This is a genomic window from uncultured Acetobacterium sp. (assembly GCF_927416815.1).
Taxonomy (GTDB): domain Bacteria; phylum Bacillota; class Clostridia; order Eubacteriales; family Eubacteriaceae; genus Acetobacterium.
Window position 1 is genome coordinate 1 of the sequence record NZ_CAKMJU010000076.1, and the last position, 16,019, is coordinate 16,019.

At 43.2% G+C, this 16,019-nt stretch carries 12 protein-coding genes and 1 pseudogene; 12 read left to right on the forward strand and 1 reads right to left on the reverse strand.

What is annotated here, in order from left to right; genetic code table 11:
• The first annotated feature begins 146 nt into the window (after nt 1–146).
• The 7 genes and pseudogenes from metK to QZ998_RS11115 all read left to right on the forward strand — a co-directional run bounded on the left by metK (nt 147) and on the right by QZ998_RS11115 (nt 6,733).
• Entirely contained in the window at nt 147–1,325 is a 1,179-nt protein-coding gene (gene metK / locus QZ998_RS11085) for a methionine adenosyltransferase (RefSeq protein WP_296560594.1), read from the forward strand.
• Between the two features lie 132 nt (nt 1,326–1,457).
• A complete protein-coding gene (locus tag QZ998_RS11090) occupies nt 1,458–1,892 on the forward strand; it encodes a C-GCAxxG-C-C family protein (RefSeq protein WP_296560599.1) in 435 nt (144 codons plus the stop codon).
• 39 nt (nt 1,893–1,931) lie between these two features.
• Complete coding sequence (locus tag QZ998_RS11095; RefSeq protein ID WP_296560601.1) at nt 1,932–2,546, forward strand: DUF308 domain-containing protein; 615 nt, start codon at nt 1,932–1,934, stop codon at nt 2,544–2,546.
• A 232-nt stretch (nt 2,547–2,778) separates the two neighbouring features.
• A pseudogene (garR, locus tag QZ998_RS11100) lies at nt 2,779–3,674 on the forward strand (2-hydroxy-3-oxopropionate reductase).
• A 2-nt stretch (nt 3,675–3,676) separates the two neighbouring features.
• Nucleotides 3,677–5,116, forward strand: a complete 1,440-nt coding sequence (locus QZ998_RS11105) for a four-carbon acid sugar kinase family protein (protein WP_296560603.1) — start codon at nt 3,677–3,679, stop codon at nt 5,114–5,116.
• 1 nt (nt 5,117) lies between these two features.
• Nucleotides 5,118–5,972 (forward strand): class II fructose-bisphosphate aldolase, encoded by an 855-nt coding sequence (locus QZ998_RS11110; RefSeq protein ID WP_296560604.1) that lies wholly within the window; start codon nt 5,118–5,120, stop codon nt 5,970–5,972.
• 86 nt (nt 5,973–6,058) lie between these two features.
• Nucleotides 6,059–6,733, forward strand: coding sequence for a cyclase family protein (locus tag QZ998_RS11115; RefSeq protein ID WP_296560606.1), 675 nt, complete (start codon nt 6,059–6,061; stop codon nt 6,731–6,733).
• Nucleotides 6,734–6,977: 244 nt separating this feature from the next.
• Here QZ998_RS11115 and QZ998_RS11120 read toward each other — a convergent pair whose 3' ends face one another.
• The gene (locus QZ998_RS11120) at nt 6,978–8,453 is read right to left on the reverse strand and encodes a helix-turn-helix domain-containing protein (protein ID WP_296560608.1); all 1,476 of its coding nucleotides are present in this window, start codon (nt 8,451–8,453) and stop codon (nt 6,978–6,980) included.
• A 293-nt stretch (nt 8,454–8,746) separates the two neighbouring features.
• On the opposite strand from QZ998_RS11120, the gene QZ998_RS11125 reads away from it, so the two are divergent.
• The 5 genes from QZ998_RS11125 (at nt 8,747) to QZ998_RS11145 (ending at nt 15,834) form a co-directional block, all read left to right on the forward strand.
• Entirely contained in the window at nt 8,747–10,186 is a 1,440-nt protein-coding gene (locus QZ998_RS11125; protein WP_296560610.1) for an FAD-binding oxidoreductase, read from the forward strand.
• 17 nt (nt 10,187–10,203) lie between these two features.
• The gene (locus QZ998_RS11130; RefSeq protein ID WP_296560611.1) at nt 10,204–11,373 is read left to right on the forward strand and encodes a (Fe-S)-binding protein; all 1,170 of its coding nucleotides are present in this window, start codon (nt 10,204–10,206) and stop codon (nt 11,371–11,373) included.
• A gap of 18 nt (nt 11,374–11,391) precedes the next feature.
• A complete protein-coding gene (gene gcvH, locus QZ998_RS11135; RefSeq protein WP_296560613.1) occupies nt 11,392–11,799 on the forward strand; it encodes a glycine cleavage system protein GcvH in 408 nt (135 codons plus the stop codon).
• A 337-nt stretch (nt 11,800–12,136) separates the two neighbouring features.
• Nucleotides 12,137–13,516, forward strand: a complete 1,380-nt coding sequence (lpdA, locus tag QZ998_RS11140) for a dihydrolipoyl dehydrogenase (protein WP_296560615.1) — start codon at nt 12,137–12,139, stop codon at nt 13,514–13,516.
• A gap of 98 nt (nt 13,517–13,614) precedes the next feature.
• A complete protein-coding gene (locus tag QZ998_RS11145; RefSeq protein WP_296560616.1) occupies nt 13,615–15,834 on the forward strand; it encodes a methyl-accepting chemotaxis protein in 2,220 nt (739 codons plus the stop codon).
• The last annotated feature ends 185 nt before the right edge of the window (nt 15,835–16,019 follow it).

Consider the following 16,019-nt stretch of genomic DNA (forward strand, 5'->3'; position numbering starts at 1 on the left):
AGGCGTCGCAAGGAGAACAAGAATTGTCCTTCGCTAATCATTCTATAATGATATTTAGCCTTAGGATATCTCAATTAACAATAAAAAATAAATATGTTTAGACCCGTAAAGTAATGGTTCTAAACATATTATACGAGGAGAACACAATGAAAAAATTATTTACCTCAGAATCGGTTACCGAAGGCCATCCAGATAAAATTTGCGACCAGATTTCTGATGCCGTTCTGGATGCCATTTTCGAACAGGATCCAATGGCTCGGGTAGCCTGCGAAACCCTGGTTACAACCGGGTTGGTACTGGTTGCCGGCGAGATTACCACATCCTGTTATGTCGACATTCCGAAGTTGGTAAGAGAAACAGTTCGAGAAATTGGCTATGACCGCGCAAAATACGGTTTTGACTGCGATACCTGTTCAGTGATCACTGCCATCGATGAACAATCTGCCGATATTGCCATGGGTGTCGATGAAGGCTTAGAGTCCCGAAAAGGTGAAGCGGGTGAAGCCGATCTGGCTACCGGCGCCGGCGATCAGGGGATGATGTTCGGATTTGCCTGCAATGAAACCCCAGAATTAATGCCATTACCGATATCCCTGGCTCATCAGCTGGCTAAACGACTGACGGATATTCGTAAAGAAAAAATCGTTGATTATTTACGTCCGGATGGAAAAACCCAGGTAACCGTGGAGTATGATGATGGCGTGCCCACTCGGATTGATACCGTGGTTATTTCCACTCAGCATAGCAGTGATGTGGATTTAGAAACGATCGAGAAAGATATGATTGAGAAAGTCATCAAAGTAGTGATTGACCCCAAATTATTGGATGCCGAGACCAAATACTTTATTAATCCCACCGGACGTTTTGTCATTGGTGGACCTCAGGGAGATTGTGGTTTAACCGGCCGTAAAATTATTGTCGACACCTATGGTGGCTATGGCCGTCATGGCGGCGGCGCATTTTCAGGAAAAGATCCCACAAAGGTCGATCGCTCCGGAGCCTATGCAGCCCGACACGTGGCCAAAAATATCGTCGCCGCCGGTTTGGCCGATAAATGCGAAGTGGAGTTAGCCTATGCCATCGGCGTCGCCAAACCGGTTTCCATTTATGTCGACACCTTTGGTACCGGAAAAATTGAAGATGACAAGATTATTGCTTTAATCGAAAAACATTTTGATCTCCGGCCAGCCGCGATTATCAAGAACCTGGGCTTAAGAGCACCCATTTACAAACAAACCGCGGCCTATGGTCATTTTGGCCGAACCGATGTCGATCTGCCCTGGGAACGACTTGATATGGTAGAAAAACTGAAAAGCAGTTTATAGAATTTATTAAACAAAAAAACCATCCGCCTCATCAATTTTGTTTAGCTAAATGGGGTGCATCGTGGTAGAATAATCTTAAGTATAACGACGATGTATCCCAGCTATAATGCTAAAAACGATGTGGAGGAAAAGATGGAAAAATATGTTGATGTTTATAATGCTTTTGGAAAAGACAAACCAGTTGAAGAACAACCCCAGTATCATATGAATTGTGCCGAGGTACTGCTTCGTTCGGCCAATGAAAAATATGACTTAAATCTGCCGCCGGAAAGCTTTCGGATGCTGCAGGGCTTTGGGGCCGGATTTTATTCTGAGAAAACCTGTGGCGCCTTTTCGGGATCATTGGCGGCCCTGGGCGCTTTATACACTGAAGAAAGACCATCAGACCAGGCTAAAATGACACGAGCAGCAAAGCTTTTAGTCGCAGAATTCGAGAAAGAGTTTGGCAGTCTGGATTGTGATTACATCAAAAAACATCATCGCGATGAAGTAGCCGCCTGTAATCCGGTTAAACTGCGGGCCGGTCAAGTCTTTGATCGGGTTGTGGCAGCACTGGAAAAAGAATAATGATAAAAATAACCACAAAGAAATGATGGAGGTTATCATATGAATCAAAGTGAAGCAAAATCCCTGGGTATTGATATGCTGGAACGTTCTTATGGCAAGTGGTGGCTGATGTTGCTGGATGGGTTGTGTTTTATTGCCCTAAGCATATTTGCGATCTTCTTCAGTAATCATGCGATTACCTTGCTGGTTTTTATTTTTGGTGTCTATCGGGGAATCATGGGCATCATTTATATTGTTTCGGCATTGGTGATGCGGTATAAATATGGTGCTGAGATGGGTTTCAATATGGGAAGAGGAATCTTTGATCTGATCATTTGCGCAATTTTCTTACTGGTTCCCAATGTGATTGTAGCATTTTTTATCATTATCATCGGCATCTGGGCCATCATTACCGGAATTTTTCTATTGATTGTTTCGGCAAATTCCGGGAACGTGGGCAGGATTGTTAAAATCGTCATGGGAGTCGCTTTGATTGGGTTCGGCATCTACGCTTTTATTAATCCCATGGGCCCGGCAACCATTATTGTTATCCTTGTTGGTGTTGCTTTTGGCATATTCGGTTTATTTTTGGTAATCCAGTCGATTGGTATGAAACGAACGTATACTCAAATCAAAAAAGTAAAAAGAGGCTATGAGGATTATCATATTGAATAATATGGTGAAATAATAGCGAATCATTGAGCAGCTCGGTTGAGAAGAACCGGTGCTGCTTTTTAGATACAAAAAATGGAATGATGTTTTGAATATATTTTGCTTGACAAAAGATTAAAAAGCTCATATTATAAGTGTAAAGGGTTCCAAATGTAGGACGTTATCTGTTTGTGCGGTTTGGATTTTTTTTAAAACAATTAAATGTAGGATGACCTACTAAAATGAAAGGCTAGCGATGAATAAATTAACAGGTTTTATAGGGCTAGGCATTATGGGAAAACCCATGGCCAAATGTCTGTTAAAAGACGGTTGTCGGCTAATGGTCAATGATTTGGATAGCAGGGCTGTGAATGAACTGGTCACATTGGGGGCGATTTCAGGATCTCTATCTGAAATTGGGGAACAATGTGAAGTTATCTTTACAATCCTGCCAAATGGTAGTATCGTTCAAGCTGTTTTATTTAATCAGGGGGGGTTTGCGACTCCATCAAAACGGGCAGTGTTATTGTTGACATGAGTTCGGTCACGCCGGTGGAATCACAAACCTGCGCAACGAAACTTGAAAAATTAGGCATAGATTTTCTGGATGCACCGGTAAGCGGCGGGGAACCAAAGTCGATTGATGGTACCCTGGCGTTTATGGTTGGTGGTAAGAAAGATGTGTTTGATCGAATCATGCCATATTTTGAGATGATGGGTTCGTCAGCCTTGCTGATAGGTGGCACTGGAAGTGGTTCAGTGACCAAACTGGCCAACCAGGTTATTGTCAACTTGAATATTGCCGCCGTATCCGAAGCTTTAGTGATGGCAACCAAGGCCGGTGCCGATCCGGAGCTGGTTTATCAAGCCATTCGTGGCGGGTTAGCCGGTAGCACGGTTTTAGATGCCAAGGCGCCATTGATGATTGCCCGGAATTTTGTGCCCGGTGGGAAAATATCCATTAATTTGAAGGATATCAAAAATGTCATGGCTACCGCTCATGAAATTGATGTGCCCATGCCGATGAGCAGCCAGCTGCTGGAAATCATGCAGGCCCTTAAAGTTGATGGGCATATAAATGATGATCATGGCGGAATTGTCCAGTATTTTGAAAAACTGGCCCAGGTGGAAGTCAGAAGAAAGGGTGAGTGAGGATGAGCGGTGTTGAAAGAATTGATGCTTCGATCCTGAACTCATTTAAAAGCGTTGATGAGGAAGTCGTTACCGACCGCTTGAATGAAGCGCTCAAGACCTTGAATAGAAAAGTGGTGGTTTTAGACGATGATCCCACCGGGGTTCAAACGGTTCATCATATTTCCGTCTATACGGACTGGAGTGTGGACAGCATCCAAAAAGGATTTGCCGAGGATAACAGCATGTTTTTTATTCTCACAAATTCCCGGGGCTTGACGGTAGGAGAAACAACGGGTGTTCATCAGGAGATCGCTAAACAGGTTTTAGCCGTTTCGAAAGAGACAGGCAAGGAGTTTATCCTGATCAGTCGCAGTGATTCGACCCTGCGAGGACATTATCCGCTGGAAACAAAGATATTAAAGGAAACGATCGAAGTGGGAGCAGATCACAAAATCGACGGCGAGATCATTTTTCCTTTCTTTAAAGAGGGCGGACGCTTTACCATCAATAATATTCATTATGTTCAGGAGGGAGATGTTCTGGTACCGGCCGGAGAAACCGAGTTTGCCAAAGACAAATCCTTTGGCTATATGTCTTCGCACATGGGAGAATGGTGTGAAGAAAAATCAGGCGGAGTCTATCAGGCTGAAACGGTGACCTTTATTGCGCTTGACGATTTAAGAAATCTTGAGTTCGACAAAATCATCGATCAACTTTGTCAGGTCGAAAATTTTAATAAAATTGTCGTCAACGCTATTGATTATGTCGATGTAAAAATCTTTGCGATAGCCTTTGTCGAAGCCTTGAAACGCGGCAAAACATTTATCTTCCGATCCGCCGCCGCCATCACCAAGGTACTGGGTGGGGTCCCGGATAAACCGCTGTTAACGCATGATGAACTGATATTGACCGAAAATAAAAATGGTGGCATTATCGTGGTCGGTTCTCATGTTAATAAAACAACGGTTCAACTGGAAAATCTGAAGAGCTCCGAAAAAGACATCCAATTTGTCGAATTCAATCAGCATCGGGTTCTGGAAGCCGGTGGCCTGGATCAGGAAGTTAGACGCGTAGTAGCCTTGGTTGAAGATTATATCAAAGCGGGAAAAACCGTGGCTGTTTATACCAAACGTGAGCGGTTTGACCTGGATACCGATGATAAGGATGCTCAACTTCGGGTTTCTGTTCAAATATCTGATGCGGTAACCAGTATCATTTCTAAACTGACAGTGCGGCCAAACTTTATTGTGGCAAAAGGGGGCATTACCTCCAGTGATATTGGAACAAAGGGATTGGCTGTTCAAAAAGCTACGGTCATGGGGCAGATCAAACCGGGTATTCCCGTCTGGATGACTGGCGAAGAAAGCAAATTTCCGGGCTTGCCCTATGTCATCTTCCCCGGCAATGTAGGCAGCGAAACAACCCTGAAAGAAGCAGTTGAAGTGCTGATGGGAGAATAATATGCTGGTTAGTTTGAAGGAATTATTGAGCCAGTGTCAAAAGAATAAAACCGCAGTTACGGCTTTTAATGTATATAATTTGGAAACCATTTTATCAGTCAATCAGGCAGCCAATAATTTGAATCAACCGGTCATCTTTTCATTTGGCGAAAGCTACCTGGATGATGTACCGATGGATTTAATCGCCTTAAACATTCGCTTTCTGGCTGAGCAATCTGATCAATCGATGGTCTTGCATTTGGATCATGCTAAAAATTTGTCAACGATAAAAAGAGCCGTTGACTGTGGCTTTACCTCAGTAATGTATGACGGTTCCCATTTAAGCATTGAAGAAAATATTAAAAATACCCGGACAGTGGTTGAAATTGCCCGGAAAGCCAAGGTCAGTGTTGAAGGGGAATTGGGATATATGAATCCCGAAGATGGTTCTTTGCATAATGAAAGCGGTGCGGTTGATCATTCCGAGTTTACCCGGCCGGAGATGGCGCTAAAATACGTCACTGAAACTGGGGTTGATGCCTTGGCTATTGCTATCGGCAATGCCCATGGTCTGTATCAGGGCGAGCCGCACTTGGAGTTTTCAGTGCTGACGGAGATTGCAGCACTCACCGATATACCACTGGTGCTGCACGGGTCCTCGGGAATCCCCGAAGATCAGATTAAAAAAGCCATCAATTTTGGTATTTGTAAAATCAATGTCAATACTGAACTGGCATTGGGGGCAGTCGAAAGCATCCGGCAAAGTATTAAAATGAGCCCCGAAGTCAATTCATTGCGTTACGAAAAATTGATACGTCAAACAAAAGCGGATCTGGTTCTGCTGATTGAAAAATATCTAAAGTTAACAAGAAACTAATGATCTGAATGGAAATCACTGCAGGGCTTTCCTTAGATATAGATAATTAAAACTAGAATAATATTAATCAGTGAAAGGTGAAAATTATGAACATTTTTTTATCGTACCCATTGGACCCGAAGGATCTGGCCTGGCCAGGAGAACCAACCGTTAAAGTGCGTCAGGCAACCCAAATTGGGGTTGACGGTCTGCCCTTTAACAGCTTTATGAGCGAACTGCCCAACCACTGCGGGACTCACTATGATGCGCCGAAACACTTTAATCCCAATGGCCCCAGCATCAACGAATTACCGATGGAATACTTTGTTTTCAAAAATGTATTGCTTTTGGATATTCCCAAGAAAGCCTGTGAAGGGGTGACGGTTGAAGAATTAAAAGCGCATGAAGACGCGATCAAAAAAGCAGACCTATTGCTGATTCGAACCGGCTTTGATAAGGTGCGAAAAACATCCCCCGAAGCTTACCAGATGGAAGGTCCTTTCTTAACGCCGGAAACCTGCCTGTATATGGTGAATACCTTCAAAGATCTGAAAACGGTGGGTTTTGACTTTTTGGCAATTGGCTCTCCCTGTAATGATCTGGCAGCCCCAGCCCACCAGAATCTATTAGGATTCAACACTGAAAAATTTATTACCGCCATTGAAGACATGCACCTGGAAGTGTTGGGCGATAAAAAAATCAATTCAGTTACAGCAGCACCGCTGCGGATTGTTGGCTTGGACAGCAGCCAGGTTAGCGTTATTGCCGATATCGAAGACTAGAAAAAGGGAATAGAAATTTTTGCTGACGATGTGATCCATCGTCAGTTTTTTTCTGATTTCATTAACTTTCCTTGGGGGAATTAGGCGTCAAAATAATGGATGGCTAGCTGGGCGTTTAATTTACGATTACAAAATAGATCGCACCAAAGATTAATAAGAGTTTTGAGGCTGTTGCAAGTATTTTTGTTAAATAATGAAAAATTGCTTAAAATACTCAAGCATATTAAAATGTGATTAGCAAAGTCTAAGAAGGATCATCAGCGTTTTTCATCATTCGGTATGAAAGCATAATATGTGCCCGGACTTCCTCATTAGATAAATCTACATTGATTAACTCATTAATCTGATGCAGTCGATAAAGCAATGTATTTCGATGAATAAAAAGCTTGTCAGCGGACAGGGAAAGACTGCGTTCGTTAGATAAATAGACGTACAGAGTCCGTAAGAGCTGTGCATTTTTTTTACGATCATAGTCGGCAAGGGTAATAATGGCAGGGTGGAAAAGCTGTGAAATACTAACCAAATCCTCCAGTTGATCAAATAAGTATTTCCAAATATGATCAATACATAAACTGATGCGGCAATTCTGTTCACAGTATCGGATTGCTGTTTCAGTTTGTGTGAATTGAACAGGCAGCATATCCCAGCAGGAAAACGGCATGGAAACTCCGCAAATAAAGGAAAGTTCGTTGACTAATTGTTCGATTTGTACCCTTACTTCGCCAAAGTCGGATTCGCAAATAAGCATGAGAGGTCGTTCGTTCCAAATAAACATTTGCCCTCGCACCAATGAATTTTTAAGTTCACCGCAAAGGAACTCGGCTGTAAGTGAGCCCTCACTATTCCAAAAGCTCAAGAGTAGAAAACGCTTGCATTTTTCCCAGCCAAGGGTGACCAGTACCCAGTTGAGCTTGTCCCTATCAACTGGTTTTTTGTCGAGCAGATCACAGAACAACTCAGAAAGTGAGGTTGCCTCTTTAGGCGGGCTAATGCTTGCCAAGGCAGAAAGAAGCATCGTAGCCAGGACACAGGTTGTATCGGTGACTGGGGTTTGATATTGCATGATCTGCAGATACAAATGATAATCCAACGGGCTGTCCATTTTGCCGATGATGCATGTGAAGTTACTATCAGGAAATTCAAATATAGCGGTGGTATTTTTGTGGGTAACGGTATAATAATTGGGTGAATTGCGCAAGGTTTGCACAGAAGACAGTGGAAGCCTTCGTTTTCTAACAATATGTTGCCAGGCAGAACGAAAATAATCATTTGCATAAGCGTTTGTAAAGGCAAGAACTTCACCATGCCAGTTTGCTATAAAGGCGGGATTTTTAAAATAAGGTTCGGTAAGATCAAGCAGTTCCTGCATGTCGGCCCCTTTATATACCGCATTCATGAGTTGATTTTCATAGTTGCGATAATAGTCAAAGGCATCTATGACCAAATTGAGAATTTTAGGAAGACGAAACTCGTCGAGAATGAGAAACATATCATCGGCAAAACACATCACACGCTTATTTTCTTCAGGTAAAGGTTGATACGCGACTCCCAGAGATTGGGCAAGTTCATCACAGAGACCAATAGTCAGGACATTTGGCAAAAATATTCCATCGAACAATCGCACACCTGCAAGAGGTGTGTTTTTTTTGCCGGATTCCCGTAATACGACACAGCCTTGAGATATAAAACGTTCCTTGATCATAGCAATTGAAATATCCATCGTGGTATCCTTTTCATGACTTGTGCGATGCGCACAATTTTTAGAAATTCATAGAGTGGATTATCATTCACTCCGTACATTGTTATCGTTTTAACACTATGTATAATATAACTAGATGCATAGTTAAGTCAACAGCAATGTAGAAAGGCTTTGGTAGTTTATCGTTATATGAATAGGTGAATCGGTCCCAATAGCCAGTAGGCAGGGTGTACAAAATTTCTGAATTGCCTGTTTTAAGATAGCTAATGAAACCAGCATTTTCAGTTACGTTGGCAGATAAGAGAGGAGATCTAATGAAACAAGAAACGAAAAGTGGTCATGATTTAAAAAACGCGATTGCGGCGATTGTCGGACCCAAATATGTGATTGATGATTATTTTGCATTGATTCCATATGCAAGAGATATCAGCGCATTTCCTGGTGTCATGCCGGGTATCGTCGTTCGGCCGAAGTCTTCTGAAGAGTTAGCGGAAATTGTGAAGCTGGCGAATCGTACCGGCTATCCAATCACGGTAAAAGGCGGTGGTCAGGCCGGCGGCGGTGTCACCAGAGGGGAAGCCACCCGGAATATTATGGTTGATATGGGTCGGATGGATGAGATCAAAGTTGATATTGAAAATTCAAGGGTCGTTGCCGGGGCAGGATCCCGTTTAAGCACCATCGACGATGCGCTGAGACCCTATGGTCATTTTATCAATACCGTTATTGGGCCTTATTATACCGCAACTGCTGGAGGCCTGACAAGTGGCATCGCCGGGGCTGGATTTGGTAAAAATGTGGCGACTTTGGGATGTAACTGGACCTTTGTGCTGGGCTTAAAAGTCGTGCTTCCCAATGGCGATATTATTACGACCGGTGCCGGACCGGATTCAAATGTAAATCGCGAAGACATCTATTTTAGAGAAGTAACCGGTCCTGATCTGACCGATTTGTTTGTTGGAAGTGGCGGTGCCTTTGGATTAATTACAGAGGTGGTTTATCGCACACTACCCATACCGAAGTATATGAAGGCGATTAGCTATGTAACGCCTTCCATGGAAGCCACATGGGCGATTCAACTGGAGCTGAGTGCCAAAGAGCGCGTTCCCTATACAAACACTATTATGTTTGAAATGACAAACTACATGGTTAAGGCAATCGCTGACGGAATTGAAGGCTATGGAGCCATTTTCTATGCAGTAGAAGCTGATGATGAAGCCGATATTGACAGCAGAATCAAAGAGATTTCAGCAGTCTGTGAAAAACATGGGGCCATTCATGGAAATGAAAAAATGGATCATTTTGCGATGACTGGAACAACCGGAACATTAGAAATGGTACGGGAGGTTCCGTCGAATTCCTGTCCGTTTATGACCTGGGAATCGATGTTCCCCCGTTCAAAATCGCTTGAATTCACAAAGGGCTTACAGGATGCGTTTAAAAGCGTTGAAGGTCATCGGGAAAATGCCACAGCGGCAGGTCTCTACTTGGTGCCAATGGGACATATCTTTTTGACCGGCATCACCATCAGAAGCGGTTTTTCGACACCAGAAGCGGAAGAACATTTACGAAAGACATGGCGTGTGGGAGAGGAATACATGCGAAAGGTGGGAACCTGTTCGACCTATTCACAAGGTACAAACTCAAACTTTATTGCTGAATCATGGTCCCCTAACCACTCAAAAATGATGAATTCAATCAAAAACGTACTTGATCCGAATAATATCATGTGTCCAGGACTTTGGAATTTCTAAAAGAGGAGATGTAAATCATGTTGGATAAATATAAAAAAATGGCATTTGGATGCAGTCGCTGTGGCATGTGCATTGTCGGAGAAGCGGGTTATATCTGTCCGATTCAGCAACATACCGGAGGATTTGATCAGTATGCAGCTCGGGGACGTAATCAAATTGCTAAAGCAATCCTAAATGGTGAATTGGACTACAGTGAAGAACTGATGGAAAGCACCTTCACCTGTCTTGGCTGCAACAGTTGTCATGAACAGTGTACACGAATGGATCCCTTAACCGGAGAAAAAAATATTATTGATGAAACCAAACTCACGAATGCATTAAGAGTAGACCTCGTGAAAGCTGGTTTTGGCCCGCCAGAAGCGCTTAAAAGCGTGGATGCCGGGGTGCAATCAAAACATAATGTATTTGGTGAACCCGTCGAAAAACGGAACAAATGGGCCGAAGGTCTTGATTTGCCAAAGCAAGGGGACACGGTTTATTTTGCGGGCTGTTATGCTTCGTACCGAAACACAAAAATTCCGAAAGCAACCGTAGCGGTGCTCAAGGCTGGGGGTGTTGATGTGGCATACCTCGGCGAGGATGAATGGTGCTGCGGTGTTCCCCAATTAGCAGATGGTAATATCGGTTTGGCTGAAGAATTAATTCAGCATAATGTGGAGGCGCTAAAAGCTTCTGGCGTTAAAAAAGTGATCACATCCTGTGCTGGCTGCTTCCATGCGTTAAAAACAGAATACCCTGAGATTATCGGCAAACTTCCCTTTGAAATTGTCCATAGCAGTGAAGTGATTGCTGAACTGATTGATAATGAGAAAATCAGTCTGAATACAAAAATTGAAAAGACCCTTACCTATCATGATCCCTGCCATCTTGGGCGTCACGAAAATGTTTATGAACAACCAAGAAAAGTGCTGAACGCAGTTAAAGGGGCAACCTTTGTTGAAATGCCAAGAAACAAAGCAAACGCCTGGTGTTGTGGTGGCGGTTCAGTGGTTTCGACAGCGTTTCCGGAAATATCAAATGAGATTGCCGCCGGCCGTGTCGCCGAAGCGAAAGAAACAACTGCAGAAACGATTGTTTCGACGTGTCCTTCCTGCGAAAACGGCCTGAATGCAGCAGCAAGGAAATCAAAAATTGAAGTAATCGATCTGTCTGTACTGGTGGCCAATGCCATGAGTTTGCAGATTTAAGAAAGGGGCCTAAGAAATATGACTGAAGAATTTGAAGTAAGAGGAATACCTTCCTATACCAAAGAAGATACCTGGGCAAAGGTTGTCGGTGACGGGAGCGTTAAGGTGGGTATTACTGACTATGCTCAAAAGATGCTCAATGAGATTACTTATGTGGATTTTCCTGAAGTTGGGAGCACGGTTTCGCAAATGGAGTCTTTTGGTACCGTTGAGTCTTCCAAATCTGTTTCTGAAATCTACTCGCCAATCAGTGGAATCGTTGCAGCGGTAAATCAAGATCTTGATGACGACCCGGAGATAATTAATCGGGATCCCTATGACGCCGGCTGGATTATTGAGATCACACCATCAAACCTGGAAGACGAGCTTAAGAATTTGCTCAGCGCCGATGAATATAAAGTACTTATCAAAGAAAAAACGAGTTAATTATTTCAACAGTAATTAGATGACGTAATCCAGAAATTTAAAGACGCGGTTCAATAAATTATTATAGAGCTCAGTCTTTTTTCTGGTTTGAGTCTTGATGTTATTTATTTATATGCAAGGTTCTGATCTGAAACGAATTAAAAATCCATGATATGTAAAAGACGCCCATATATGCAATTGAACAACGAATAACAGAACAGGAAGGACGAAGAATAATGAAAAGTTCATTGGTGAAGAAATTAGAGACTTGCCGAACTGCAGTAATCTCAGACAAAATTGCAGAAGAAAACGTGCCAAAAACAATCGATGTTGATACACAACAAAAGTTGGTGACAAGATGAAGCTAACCGTTATTGGAGCAGGCCCAGGCGGATATGAAGCGGCTATTATGGCGGCAAAACTTGGTGCTGAAGTAACAGTCATAGAAAAAAATTCGCCCGGCGGAACGTGTTTAAACCGTGGTTGCATCCCGACAAAAGCGCTGTTGGCTACGGCAGATGTGTTGGAGACCATTCATAACGCCAAAGCGTTTGGCATCAATGTGGATGGCACCGTCGCAGCGGATTTTAAAGCGATTATGGAGCGTAAGTCCAAGGTGGTCAGTGGTTTGGTTAAGGGAATTGAATATCTTTTTAACGCAAACAATGTGACCATGATCAAGGGAATGGGTAAGCTGGTTGATAAAAATACCGTTGCAGTAACAAAAGATGATGGATCAACTGAAACCATTGCAGCCGATAAGATTATTCTGGCGACTGGCTCCGTGCCAATTGTTCCAGCCATGTTCCAGTTTGATGGAAAAAAAGTCATCAGCAGTGATGAGGTGCTGGAGCTTCAGGAATTGCCAGAATCCATGATCATCGTAGGTGGCGGGGTCATCGGCTGTGAAATTGGTCAGTTCCTCAGTCGCATGGGAACACAGATTACCATTGTCGAAATGGTTGATCAGATTCTTCCGTTAGAAGATGCTGAAACTGCCAAACAACTGGCGCGGCAATTTAAAAAAGATAAGATAAAAGTCCTGACTGGTAACGGCATTACCAGCGTTGAAATGACTGAAACGGGGGTCAAAGCAAATCTTGCCAATGGCAAATCGGTTGAAGCTGAAGTGATGTTAGTTGCTATTGGTCGACGAAGTTTCCATGATCATTTAAATGCACAGGGTGTCGGTGTTGCGCTTGATGAACGGGGACGCATTAAAGTTAACGATAAAATGGAAACCAATGTCGCAGGTATCTATGCCATTGGTGACATCGTTGCGACGCCATTGCTGGCCCATGTTGCTGCTAAAGAAGGAATCGTTGCTGCTTACAATGCCGTAAAAGGTGCTGGAAAAACAGTTGCTTACAAAGCTGTACCCCGATGTGTCTACACCGAACCTGAAGTGGCAGGGGTCGGTTTAACCGAACGTGAATGCGAAGCCCAGGGGATTGCCTATAAAGTCGGACAATTTGATTTCAGAGCCCTTGGTAAGGCTCAGGCAATGAGTAAAATTCAGGGCTTTGTCAAAATTATTGTTGATGCTAACGATGTGATTATTGGAGCGGCGGTAGTTGGTGCCCACGCAACTGATCTTCTGACGGAACTTTCTCTGGCCGTTCATCTGGGATTGACGGCAGAACAGGTTGGGGATTGCATACATGCCCATCCGACTTTGTCAGAAGCAATTATGGAAGCCGCTCATGATGTTCATGGGGGGTGTGTTCATAAAGGCTGATCTTGCGGGTTCGATTTTTTCTGACGTCTGGTGTTGTACACCGACGTCACGCTCACAATTAAATAATTATTTATACAATAAAGTAAATGGAGCAGAATATGAAAAATAGTCTAAAGGGAAACGTTTTTTCAGATACAATGACGGGTTCGCTTGAAGAAGTCAGGGTAAAAATCCGCTTGACCACCAAAATGATCGTATTTACTGTAGCACTGCTTTCTTTGGCAGTAATCCCTCTGGGTCTGCTGGCATACTTTGGAGCGCCTAAAAATCTCATTCTGATTGTTACAATTGGTGTGCTCATACTCGGCTGTGTTGCAGCATGTGTTGCAGCCAATAAAATCATTGGTCCCATGACAGCGTATAAGGACACATTGGATCGATTGGCCAGAGGCGATGTATCAATGGAAATACCAGAAGTAAAAACTAATGATGAATTTGGCCAGCTTGCGCAATCGTTCAAACGGATGGTCGACATTCGAAAAAGTCAGGCTGAAATTGTTCAGGAATTAGCTAAAGGTAATCTGGAAGTGAAAATAATACCTCAGTCCAGCGATGATGTTCTTTCCCATGCTTTGATCAGTCTGGTGAGCACCCTGAATCATGTTTCAGAGGAACTGACGTACCTGGGTGAGGAAGCCACTGCTGGCAGGCAGGTTGATGTAAAAAGTGAGACAATTGGATATTCCGGATCATATCAGCGATTTATGATCAGTATTAAGAAAGGTTATGAGAATCTTTCAACCATCGTAATGCTTGCTGGTGGATATATCGCTCAAATCGGGGTAGGGATGATACCAGATAGAATTAATGAAACATATCCTGGTAATTATCAGAAGATCATTGAGTTTATTAATTCCGGTGTTGCTGGATTAGGGGCTCTGGAAGAAGGAAATAAGGTTTTAAGACTGATGTGTGTCAATGATTTTACCCAGAAGATCGAAGGCGATTATCCCGGTATTTATGGTGAAATTGCGAAATCAGTAAATACAGTAAGAGAAACAATTATTAAAGTAGTGGAAATCAATAAGGCAATTGCCAATGGGAAATTTAAAAATGAGCTGGAAATGATGAAACAACATGGGAAACTAAGCAAAAACGATGAGTTTCTACCAAGTATGATTGTACTGGCAGAAAATATCTCGATGTTGGCACAGGAGACCAGTCAAATAGCTGATTTTGCCATCGAAGGTAATTTGGATAACCGTGGCGATTTAAGACGCTTCTCAGGTGAATACGCTCAGATAATCGCCGGTTTTAATAACGCTCTGGATGCGCTCACCGCTCCTATGCAGGAAGCTTCAAAAGTGCTTAACGAATTGTCCCAGGGTAATCTAAGTGCCGCTATGATCGGCACTTACAAGGGGGAAAATGGACAAATCAAGAATAATATGAATAAAACCATTGAATTCCTAAAACGTTATGTCAGCGAAATATCGAAAACCCTGGCAGCGATCAGTCAGGGTAATCTTGATCAGGAAATCACCACAGAGTACTTGGGAGACTTTATAGAAATTAAAAAATCGCTCAATGGTATTGCCGAAAGCTTGAGCGAAACCATGAAAGATATCGACACTGCCGCCGAACAGGTCGATTCCGGAGCACGACAGATTTCAAATGGGAGTCAGGCACTGGCACAGGGTACCACCGAGCAGGCCAGTTCGATTCAGGAATTAAGTGCTTCGATCGAAGAAGTGACCCGGGAAACTAAACGCAATGCCAATAATGCCTACAAAGCCAATGTTCTTACCGAACAGGTCCGTGAAAATGCCCGGATGGGGAATAAACAAATGGAGAATATGGTCCATGCCATGACAGAAATCAATGCTTCATCCAATAATATTTCCAAAATCATAAAGGTAATCGACGACATTGCTTTTCAAACTAATATCTTAGCGTTAAATGCAGCTGTGGAAGCGGCCAGAGCTGGTCAGCATGGAAAGGGTTTTGCTGTGGTGGCGGAAGAAGTAAGAACCTTGGCGGCCAGGAGTGCAGAAGCCGTTAAGGAAACCACTTTTTTAATTGAAGGCTCTATTAAAAAAGTGGCAGTTGGTACGGCTATTGCAGATGATACGGCTGAAGGTTTACTGGTAATTTTAAGTGATATTGAAAGAGTTGCCGGCCTAGTTGAAGAAATAGCCAGAGCATCCAATGATCAATCCACGGAAATTTCGCAGATTACCCTTGGTATCGAACAAGTTTCCAGCGTTGTTCAAACCAATTCAGCCACTGCAGAAGAAAGTGCGGCAGGCAGTCAAGAATTATCCAGTCAGGCCCAAATACTCAAGGATATGGTTGGTTACTTTGAACTAAAAAAGTAAAGCAATAAATATCAAATCATTAAAAAGACATGTTGCAGTTGCAATGCGATATGTCTTTTTGCGGTGCGCCCGGCATGGGCGCAATCTAACGGGCGAAAGTCCTGAGCATCGGTAGGTAGTACCAAGTGCATAGCTTAAGGCAAGAGTGTCCCCGGCGTCGAGGTATCTGAAGGAAACCGACGGCA

What these genes read in the sequence shown, in the direction of transcription:
- QZ998_RS11095 (WP_296560601.1), top strand. Translation starts at nt 1,932, where the DNA reads ATGAATCAAAGTGAAGCAAAATCCCTGGGTATTGATATGCTGGAACGT.
- QZ998_RS11130 (WP_296560611.1), top strand. Translation starts at nt 10,204, where the DNA reads ATGTTGGATAAATATAAAAAAATGGCATTTGGATGCAGTCGCTGTGGC.
- QZ998_RS11110 (WP_296560604.1), top strand. Translation starts at nt 5,118, where the DNA reads ATGCTGGTTAGTTTGAAGGAATTATTGAGCCAGTGTCAAAAGAATAAA.
- QZ998_RS11105 (WP_296560603.1), top strand. Translation starts at nt 3,677, where the DNA reads ATGAGCGGTGTTGAAAGAATTGATGCTTCGATCCTGAACTCATTTAAA.
- QZ998_RS11145 (WP_296560616.1), top strand. Translation starts at nt 13,615, where the DNA reads ATGAAAAATAGTCTAAAGGGAAACGTTTTTTCAGATACAATGACGGGT.
- QZ998_RS11120 (WP_296560608.1), bottom strand. Translation starts at nt 8,453, where the DNA reads ATGGATATTTCAATTGCTATGATCAAGGAACGTTTTATATCTCAAGGC.
- QZ998_RS11115 (WP_296560606.1), top strand. Translation starts at nt 6,059, where the DNA reads ATGAACATTTTTTTATCGTACCCATTGGACCCGAAGGATCTGGCCTGG.
- metK (WP_296560594.1), top strand. Translation starts at nt 147, where the DNA reads ATGAAAAAATTATTTACCTCAGAATCGGTTACCGAAGGCCATCCAGAT.
- QZ998_RS11125 (WP_296560610.1), top strand. Translation starts at nt 8,747, where the DNA reads ATGAAACAAGAAACGAAAAGTGGTCATGATTTAAAAAACGCGATTGCG.
- lpdA (WP_296560615.1), top strand. Translation starts at nt 12,137, where the DNA reads ATGAAGCTAACCGTTATTGGAGCAGGCCCAGGCGGATATGAAGCGGCT.
- QZ998_RS11090 (WP_296560599.1), top strand. Translation starts at nt 1,458, where the DNA reads ATGGAAAAATATGTTGATGTTTATAATGCTTTTGGAAAAGACAAACCA.
- gcvH (WP_296560613.1), top strand. Translation starts at nt 11,392, where the DNA reads ATGACTGAAGAATTTGAAGTAAGAGGAATACCTTCCTATACCAAAGAA.